We start from the raw sequence: 6,786 nt of genomic DNA, 5'->3' as shown, positions 1-6,786 counted from the left end.
CTTATATATTATATCATATTTTAAGGCTTTTTTGTTGGTTTTTTATAAGGTTTGCTATCTTTTTTCAGAAAGTACCATAAGTATTTTTATATATGCAATTTTAGTAAAAATAATAGCGAAAATACATTTTAAATATGACAGGATGATGTCAAGATACCTTGTTTATAATGAGGGTACAAAGAAAGGATGATGAAGATGGAACAAGCCATTTGTCAGAGCTGTGGCATGCCGTTATCTGAAGATGTTTTAGGAAGTAATGCCGATGGTTCAAAGAACGAGGAATACTGCATGTATTGTATGAAAGAAGGAAACTTTACAGCCGATTGTACGATGGAAGAAATGATTGATTTCTGTGTAAAACCAATGATGGAAGAGATGCCTGAAAAAAGTGAAACTGAAATAAGAAATATGATTGCTTCCTATATGCCTCTTTTAAAACGTTGGAAAAAGTAAAAGCATTGCTGTTTGCTTATAACCTAAAAAAGCTGATGATCAGCTTTTTTTCATACTTCTGTTAAATTCAGAAAGTGACAAAATTCTTTATCTTTATACAAAGATTCATAAGAGCCTAACTTATAAATTTGTCCTTTTTTCATCCAAATTATTTCATCATAACAAGGTAATAAATCAGGATACACATGATGAGCCACTTCAATCAAGATAGCAACATCAAGTGTAAGCAATAAGCTTTCTATTTGGTGTCCCATGATGCCATCCAATGAGGAACAAGCCTCATCTACAAGTAATACCTTGGATGGATGTAACAAAGCTCTGGCAATCGCAATTCTTTGTTTTTCCCCGCCTCTGAAATGAACTTTATCTTCGATTATTTGATCATGAAGCCGTTTGATGAGATGTGATAAGCCTACTTTTTTCATTATTGTAATTACTTCATCTTCACGAATATCGGTTTGATAAAGCGTCAAATTTTGTAAAAGCGTGGCTTCAAAAAGAAAATGATCTTGCGTAATAATATGCATATTTTCATATACATTTGCTATTTGTGATACCTCATATTCTCCATTTATTTTTATACTACCTTTATCAGGTGCATCATAGCGCAACAGCATTTTTAAAATACTGCTTTTCCCACTTCCGCTCTCCCCAATCAATAAATATTTTTTACCTGTTTTAAATGTTAAATTGATGTCTTGTAAGATTTTATGATGCCGACTGCTATAAAAAACTGATTGTAATGTAATTGATCTTACATCATCAATTTTATTCGTATGATCAATCATCGGTAAATCAATCGTATGCAATACTTCCTTCATTACTTTTAGACCAGATTGCCATAAGGATGATCTAGTGAAAAAGTCTTGTAAAGGTGAGGCTACATTATTATTAAGCTGACTGATTCCCATTAAGGTACCTAAATGAAACGCACCATGAAGCACTAAATAAGCACCAATAAACCAAGGTACACATACAGTAACATAGTTTAATAAAAAAATGATCGTATCAGATAAACAAAGGACTGTCTGTAGCTGATATTTACAAGTTTCCTGTTTTTTATTCATATCAGAAAATTGTGTATGAATGGCTTCTTCCATTCCATAGAACTTCACCGTATCTGCACCTTTGATGATGTTTTTCATGTAGCTTAGGAAAATGGTATTCATATGAAGTGATTTTTCGGTTCTTGTCATGATTTTCTTGCGCGTTAAGAAAGGAACACAGATGTTCATCAGAGTCATAAGTAGAATGACGCATCCCATCATCATATTCAGATAAAAAATACCAAAAACAGCTCCTAAAAATAACAGAATATCATATAACATAGCCTGTAGAGAATCAAAAAACTTTGTTTGTATTTCCGTCATACATGAAGATAAATATGTTAAATACGTACTGTCAGGAACTTCATGGAATATGGCAATTTGTTTATTGAAAATAGCTTTCATCAAGATAGCTTTCATATATTGAAAGGTTTCTTTTTGATATTTGGCATAAAGTATCTGACGTAGATATTTACAAACACACATACCGCTAATTACCATGCATGTATAGATAATTTGTATTTGTAAATCATCAAGCTTCATTGCTGTAATAGCATCTATTAAATTTTGAAAAACTAAGGCAAATAATATTTGTAAAAAAACAAGTAACAAACAAAAAAATATCCATAAACCTACATATAATTTTTTATGCAATAAAATCGTTAGAAGTATATTTCGATAAAATTGCTTTTCTTTTTTCATAGTATCACCGCCGTTTTTAAGATACGATAGAGATACTAGTATGTAAATAAGTCGCTGTTAGCTAATAGAGAATCATAGCTTCGATATGAAATACGCCTGTTCATAATCAGAATGCTGTTCATGATATTGCATGACGATCGTTTTTAAAAACTTTTTTGTCTGAAAATCATATTCATTCTGTATCCAATCCATCATCTGTTTCATGTCTTTACTTACATCCTCACCTTTTATTTGATGTGCACAATAAGAAAACATGAGCTGTAAGATTGGATCTGTGATTGTCTTCATATTAATAAAAGATTCTTTACTTTTTTCTATATCATGAAGACAAAGATAAGCAAATGCCTGGTAAAAACTAAGGTAGGCAGAATGATAACCTGCCGTTTTGGCTTGTTTTGCGTACAGTAAAAGTGAGGGATAATCTTGCTGTTCCAAGGCGATAGCACATTTATTATTTAATATATGCAAACATAGTTTATCATCCTGTTCACATTTTTTTAAAATTGTATCTAATAGTGAAATAGCATCATCATACTGATGTAATAGGGATACTATATTGGCTTTTGTCACTAAATTATAATACATACGTTTTAAATATAAGCCTTTTTTTAGATATTCATCCGCTTTTTCACAATATACAAGGCTATGATAGATATCACCCAAACGTAGATTAAGTTCTGCTAAACGAAAATACAGCCATGCATCGATTGCCTGATATTTCGTAAATTTATAGTTTTGAATTATTTTATTATATTCTTTTTGCGCTTCTTTCCATGATTTATTTTTCTCTAAGTTATAGGCATAACATACGGATAAAAGATGCTGTTCTTCTATATCTAAAATACAGATAAAATTTTTCATAAATACTTCATCAAAGAAAAACGTCTTATGATCTTCAAAAAGATAGGTTAATGTATATGCCAAAATGTACTGATGAAATACCGAAGTTTCCATATAAATATCCATGTTATCTTCAATATCAGTATATACTTCATGAAGAAACGACATATCAAATTCTAAAATGGCTTGTAGTATAGTAACAATATCAAACTTGCACACATGATTTTCATAAGTTTTCCTGATCAATAAAGAGTTCATGAAATATTTTCTTTTTTGTATATTCCGCAACATCCTTTTTACCATGTTCAATATCACTTAGAAAAGATGGGGTAATTCCAATCATATCCGCAAAATAGTTCAAAGACAGGTTTTGTTTCTTACGATGATAACGAAGAAAGAAACCAAAGCATTTACTATCATGATGGGATGTATATTCTGTTTCAAGAAAACTCATGCGATTACCTCCTTCTATAAAAAGAAAGAAGTGATCAAATGTACAACCACTTCTATCTAAATTGTTATTTATGCGTAAGTTCTTACCGGTAATACTAACTGTAAGACAGAATCATCATCAACGGATTGGATGATAAAAGGCTTCATTTCTCCACACAGACTGAATTTTACCAAAGAGCCGCTTAATGCTTTGATTGCATCAAATACGTAACGTCCGTTGCAGCTGATTTCAAGAGCGTTTCCACTAAAACTTGCACTGCTTAAGACTTCTGTAGAGGAACCTACTTCAACAGATTTACTGGATAATACACATTCCTGCTCACTTAAATTAAATTTAATAACGGATACACCATCATTTTTAATAAAGCTTGCACGGTCAATGGCATTTAATAAATCATGAGCGTCAATTGTTAATTCATAATCAAACTGTAAAGGTATCAAACGGCTTGTTTCCGGATAAACACCATCAATCAGACGAGTCTGTACAATGGTATCATGAATGATAAATTGTGCTTTCTTATCATTGACAGCAATTTCAACATCGCCTTCCCCTTCTAAAGTTTTTACAACTTCTTGAAGAGATTTTGCCGGAATCGTTATATTAAAGTTTAAAGATTCTTCTATTTCTACTGTCTTTTTAGCTAAACGATAAGAATCGGTAGCAACACAATGTAATTGATGTTCTTTACATTGGAAGTTAACACCTGTTAATACTGGACGTGTTTCTTTATCACTGGTCGCAAAACTAGTTTGTAATATAATTTTCTTTAAAATATCTTCACTTACATTAAAACATTCGTTTGGTTTAGAAAAATCAATCGCAGGATATTCAGAAGCTCTCATACCATTGATTCTGAATTCTGCGGTATTGCCGGAAATCTTTGTTAATGATCCATCTAACATTTCAAATTCAATTTCATCAGCATCTATCTTACGTACAATCTCTAAAATATATTTTGCTTCAATGACAATAGATCCCATATCGTGAATTTCTAAGACACAATGTTCACTCTTTTTTAATTTTGTTTGAATGGAAATGTCAGAATCGCTACCTGTTAAAATTAAGCAATCCATGGTAGCTTCAATTTTCACACCAGAGAAAGCTGGTAAAGGTGAAAAGGTTGAGATAGCTCTGGCAGCTACGGATAATGCGTTATAAAATTCTTTTTTGCTTACTTTGAAGTACATGAGTGGAGCTCCCTTCTTTATCTTTTATTTATAATGAAATAATAATAAGTATGTGGAAACTGTGGAAAACTTCAGTATATCCCATAACATACGTTTATTTTAACATATTTTTGCTGTGGATGAAACGTTGAAAGATGTTGATAACTTTTTTATTTTATCCCCAGCTTGTTTTCAATCTGTAATAATGCCTGCTGAAAGGTTTCTTTTTCCTTTAACAATTTTACCATTTTTTCATAACTAGCCATTATTGTAGAATGATCGCGGTTACCAAATTCAAAGCCTATTTTCACAAATGGCATTTCTAAATGTTTACGACATAGATATACGGCTATATGTCTGGCATTGGCGATATTTTTGGTTCTTGATTTGGATTCTATCTGCGTTCTTGTTAATCCATAATATTCACAAACCGCTTTTTTTATTTTCTTAGGTGTTAATTCATCATCCACTGCAATGACGGGATTTTCTTTAAATATTTCCTGCGTAAATGCTAAATCAATTTTTTCCGGATTATATAATATTGCTTTAAAGAAAAGTTCATTTAAAGATCCTTCAAGTTTTCTTACATCACTGGAAAACCGTGTTGCTAAATAATCAAGAACTTCATCTTCAATCATGATTTCTTCTTTTCGTCCTTCCATCTTTTTTTGCAAGATAGCTTTGGCTGTTTCGAATTCCGGAGAACCTACGGAAACAGAAAGACCGCTGGAAAAGCGTGAAATCAGACGATTTTCGATACCTTTTAATTCAGTAGGATGAATATCACTGGTAATAACAATTTGTTTATTATCACTAACCAATTTATTGTAAAGGTTAAAGAAGATTTCTTGTGAAGTACTTTGTTTCAATCGTTGAATATCATCAATTAGCAGATAATCAACAGAACAAATCATTTCTTTGACCTCTTCTACTGTTTTATTTTTCATAGATTCAATCAGTAAAGTGACAAAATCTTCACTATATATGTAAAGAACTTTTTCATCAGGTTTATTTTCTTTTACAAAATTACCGATGGCATGTAATAAATGGGTTTTTCCTAATCCCGAGTTACCAAAGATAAATAATGGGTTATTAAACTTACCGGGATAATGACAGGCGGACATGGCAGCCGCATAGGCTTCACGGTTATTCTTGCCGACAACAAAGCTGTCAAAGGTATATTCTTTTTTTATTTTATCCTCAAACATGATTTCATTTCTTCTTCTCACCGCTGAGGATGGTTGTAACAAATCGACTTCATTTCTTAATAATATTTGACAGGATACTGGCTGATCCAAAACCTGAGATAATTTTTCCTGAATCAGATCAATGGATTCCATCATTATTTGTTTATTAATTTTAAATGGAACAATGATGGTTGCCAATTCACCATCTATATCATATAACGATGAATCCTCTTTAAACCATGCATTAAAAACAGCATCATCAAAATGCGCATTTTCATTTATGAGGGTCAATGTTTTTTGCCAGATCTGATCCAGCTGTATACTAGCAAACTTTGACATAAGCAACTCCTTTTTTCGGTAGTCATATTTTACTATAAATGGTGGAAAAAAACTATGCGTATTATGAAAATATCAAATTTTCCACAGGAAAAGTAAGTATTTCATCGATAAATAAAGGATAAAAAAAAGTTTTCCACACTTATCAACGTGGAAAGCCTGTGGATTTTTTAATGTGGATAAGTAAAAATGGTGGAAAAGTTGATAAGTACTAGTATAAGAAATAGCTTTCCCATAGCTTTTTATATTAAAATAAACTGATAATTAAAGGCTAAATGAATGTTTTCCACGTTTTCCACAATAGGTGGAAAACCTAGCTTAAATTTACTGTGGAAAGCTTGTGGATAAATAAGAATATTAGAAATTTTAGCTAGAATTCCCCTTTTTTCTTTTCAATAGGAGTAAAACTTAGAAGTTTTCCACTTTCTTTTATAGAAGAGGATTAGAATTGTTGAAAACTTTTCTGATTATGAAAACATAGTACCTATATAAACATAAAAATTTTGTTGAAATCTTGAAAGAACAAGATCACTTTTTATTTTCTGAAAAGAACTATGGGAAAATGTTTTAATCTTCGTTATAATAGATACGATATATAAATT

General features: G+C 31.2%; 6 protein-coding genes. 1 reads left to right on the top strand and 5 read right to left on the bottom strand.

Annotated features, from left to right (window positions below; translation table 11 throughout):
- Positions 1-195 precede the first annotated feature (195 nt).
- Positions 196-453, top strand: a complete 258-nt coding sequence (locus AC1VS3_RS12500) for a zinc ribbon domain-containing protein (RefSeq protein ID WP_117547800.1) — start codon at positions 196-198, stop codon at positions 451-453.
- 50 nt (positions 454-503) lie between these two features.
- Here AC1VS3_RS12500 and AC1VS3_RS12495 read toward each other — a convergent pair whose 3' ends face one another.
- The 5 genes from AC1VS3_RS12495 to dnaA all read right to left on the bottom strand — a co-directional run bounded on the left by AC1VS3_RS12495 (position 504) and on the right by dnaA (position 6,187).
- Positions 504-2,201, bottom strand: a complete 1,698-nt coding sequence (locus tag AC1VS3_RS12495; RefSeq protein ID WP_008690237.1) for an ATP-binding cassette domain-containing protein — start codon at positions 2,199-2,201, stop codon at positions 504-506.
- Positions 2,202-2,273: 72 nt separating this feature from the next.
- Positions 2,274-3,209, bottom strand: a complete 936-nt coding sequence (locus AC1VS3_RS12490; protein ID WP_227160590.1) for a tetratricopeptide repeat protein — start codon at positions 3,207-3,209, stop codon at positions 2,274-2,276.
- A 58-nt stretch (positions 3,210-3,267) separates the two neighbouring features.
- Positions 3,268-3,495, bottom strand: a complete 228-nt coding sequence (locus AC1VS3_RS12485) for a helix-turn-helix domain-containing protein (RefSeq protein ID WP_008690239.1) — start codon at positions 3,493-3,495, stop codon at positions 3,268-3,270.
- A 68-nt stretch (positions 3,496-3,563) separates the two neighbouring features.
- A complete protein-coding gene (gene dnaN / locus AC1VS3_RS12480) occupies positions 3,564-4,682 on the bottom strand; it encodes a DNA polymerase III subunit beta (protein WP_008690240.1) in 1,119 nt (372 codons plus the stop codon).
- Between the two features lie 149 nt (positions 4,683-4,831).
- Complete coding sequence (dnaA, locus tag AC1VS3_RS12475) at positions 4,832-6,187, bottom strand: chromosomal replication initiator protein DnaA (RefSeq protein ID WP_008690241.1); 1,356 nt, start codon at positions 6,185-6,187, stop codon at positions 4,832-4,834.
- Positions 6,188-6,786: the final 599 nt, after the last annotated feature.

Source organism: Longicatena sp., from assembly GCF_982403165.1.
Note: the sequence above shows the minus strand (reverse complement) of the source record. Positions and strands in the feature narration are given on the sequence as shown.

Coding starts and splice junctions, on each gene's coding strand:
- AC1VS3_RS12500 (WP_117547800.1), top strand. CDS start 196: ATGGAACAAGCCATTTGTCAGAGCTGTGGCATGCCGTTATCTGAAGAT.
- dnaN (WP_008690240.1), bottom strand. CDS start 4,682: ATGTACTTCAAAGTAAGCAAAAAAGAATTTTATAACGCATTATCCGTA.
- AC1VS3_RS12485 (WP_008690239.1), bottom strand. CDS start 3,495: ATGAGTTTTCTTGAAACAGAATATACATCCCATCATGATAGTAAATGC.
- AC1VS3_RS12495 (WP_008690237.1), bottom strand. CDS start 2,201: ATGAAAAAAGAAAAGCAATTTTATCGAAATATACTTCTAACGATTTTA.
- dnaA (WP_008690241.1), bottom strand. CDS start 6,187: ATGTCAAAGTTTGCTAGTATACAGCTGGATCAGATCTGGCAAAAAACA.
- AC1VS3_RS12490 (WP_227160590.1), bottom strand. CDS start 3,209: ATGTCGTTTCTTCATGAAGTATATACTGATATTGAAGATAACATGGAT.